The 2,433-nt window shown below is 72.8% G+C and carries 1 protein-coding gene; it reads right to left on the reverse strand.

Features of this window, described 5'->3' with window-relative positions:
- Positions 1-2,433, reverse strand: a 2,433-nt coding sequence (gene glgB, locus GL263_RS25070; RefSeq protein ID WP_194377896.1) for a 1,4-alpha-glucan branching enzyme, incomplete at both ends; no start/stop codon positions are given.

The raw sequence follows: 2,433 nt of genomic DNA on the forward strand, positions 1-2,433 counted from the left end.
GCCGTACTGCTTGTCGTCGGTGTTCAGGACCGGGCGCCAGGCGGTGGGGCCGTCGGGGACGCCGAGGCGGTAGTCGTGGCGGACGACGGGGGAGAAGTTGCTGACGACCAGCAGCGGCGTGCTGTCGGCGGAGTAGCGGAGGAAGGCCAGGACGTTGTCGTCGGCCGCGTCGGCGGTGATCCAGGCGAAGCCGCTGGGGTCGCAGTCCCGCTCCCAGAGGGCGGGGGTGCGGGCGTAGGCCGTGTTGAGGTCGCGGACGAGGTCGCGGACGCCCCGGTGGTCGGGCTCGGCGGAGTAGCACGGGTCGAGCAGCCACCAGTCGGGGCCGTGCGCCTCGGACCACTCCGCGCCCTGGGCGAACTCCTGGCCCATGAAGAGGAGTTGCTTGCCCGGGTGGGACCACATGAAGCCGAGGTAGGCGCGGTGGTTGGCACGTTGCTGCCACCAGTCGCCGGGCATCTTGGAGACGAGCGCGCCCTTGCCGTGCACGACCTCGTCGTGCGAGATCGGCAGCACGTAGTTCTCGGAGTACGCGTACACCATCGAGAACGTCATCTCGTTGTGGTGGTAGCGGCGGTGGACGGGGTCCTTGCTCATGTAGACGAGCGAGTCGTGCATCCAGCCCATGTTCCACTTGAGGCCGAAGCCGAGGCCGCCGATGCCCCACTGGCCGGGCACGTCGGTGGGCCGGGTGACGCCGTCCCAGGCGGTGGACTCCTCGGCGATCGTGACGACGCCGGGGCAGCGCCGGTAGACGGTCGCGTTCATCTCCTGGAGGAAGGCGACCGCGTCGGGGTTGTCCCGGCCGCCGAACTCGTTGGGGGACCACTCGCCGTCCTCCCGCGAGTAGTCGAGGTAGAGCATCGAGGCGACGGCGTCGACCCGCAGCCCGTCGATGTGGAACTCCTCGCACCAGTAGATGGCGTTGGCGACGAGGAAGTTGCGGACCTCGTTGCGGCCGTAGTCGAACTCCAGGGTGCCCCAGTCGGGGTGTTCGGCCCGGCGGGGGTCGGGGTGCTCGTAGAGCGGGGTGCCGTCGAAGCGTGCGAGCGCCCAGTCGTCCTTGGGGAAGTGCGCGGGCACCCAGTCGACGAGGACGCCGATGCCCTCCTGGTGCAGCCGGTCGACGAGGTACTTGAAGTCGTCGGGGCCGCCCAGCCGCGCGGTGGGGGCGTAGTAGCCGGTGATCTGGTATCCCCAGGAGCCGCCGAAGGGGTGCTCGGCGACGGGCAGCAGCTCGACGTGCGTGAAGCCGAGGTCGCGGACGTAGGCGGGGAGCTGTTCGGCGAGTTCCCGGTAGCTGAGGCCGGGGCGCCAGCTGCCGAGGTGGACCTCGTAGACGGAGAAGGGCGCCTCGTGGATCGGGCGGCTGCCGCGCCGGGCCAGCCAGTCGGCGTCGTTCCACTCGTAGCGGGAGCTGTGGACCACGGAGGCCGTGTTCGGGGGGCACTCGGTGCGGCGGGCCATGGGGTCGGCGCGCATGGTGTGCGTTCCGTCCGCAGCGCAGACGTCGAACTTGTAGACGGCGCCCTCGCCGATGCCCGGCAGGAACAGCTCCCACACGCCGCTGGAGCCGAGCGAGCGCATCGGGTAGGCGGTGCCGTCCCAGAAGGTGAAGTCGCCGGTGACGCGGACGCCCCGGGCGTTGGGCGCCCAGACGGTGAAGCGGGTGCCGGTGACGCCCTGGTGGGTCATCGGGTGGGCGCCGAGCGCCCGCCACAGCTCCTCGTGGCGGCCCTCGGAGATCAGGTGGAGGTCGAAGCCGCCGAGCGCCGGCAGCATCCGGTAGGGGTCGTCGACGAGCAGCGGTTCGTCGGTGCCGTAGCGGACGCGGAGCTGGTACTCGGGGATCTCGCGGAGGGCCGCCGCGGCGGCGAAGAGGCCGTCGCCCTCGCTGATCAGTTCGGCCTCCAGGCCGCCGACGACGACGGTGACGGAGGTGGCGTGCGGGCGCAGGGCGCGGAAGACGACGCCCTCGTCGGTGAGGTGCGCGCCGAGCATGGCGTGCGGGTCGTGGTGGGCGCCGGCGAGCAGCCGCTCGCGGTCGGCGGCGTCCAGCGGCGGAGCGGGACGGACCTTGACCTTCGGGGTGGCCGTCGCACGCCGCTTCGGCGCCGCGCGGTTGGCGCCGCTGGCGCCTGTGGCGGCGGCCGTCTTGCGGGTGCGGGGGGCCCTGGCCGGTCCGGTGCCGCTGGCCTTCGCGGCGGCGCCGGTCTTCACGGCCGGGGACTTCGCGGCGCCGGTCTTCGCGGTGGGGGCCTTCGCGGCGCCGGTCTTCGCGGTGGGGGCCTTCGCGGAGCCGGTCTTCGCGGTGGTCCCGGCCGCCTTCCCGGCGGGAGCCTTGGCGCCGGGGGCCTTGCCGGTAGCGCTCTTCGGGGCCGGGCTCTTCGGGGCCGGCTTCCTGGCGCCGGTGCTCGGGGCTGTGGAGGGGGC

The sequence above is a fragment of the Streptomyces durbertensis genome, from assembly GCF_014156695.1.
In the GTDB taxonomy this organism is placed as follows: Bacteria; Actinomycetota; Actinomycetes; order Streptomycetales; family Streptomycetaceae; genus Streptomyces; species Streptomyces durbertensis.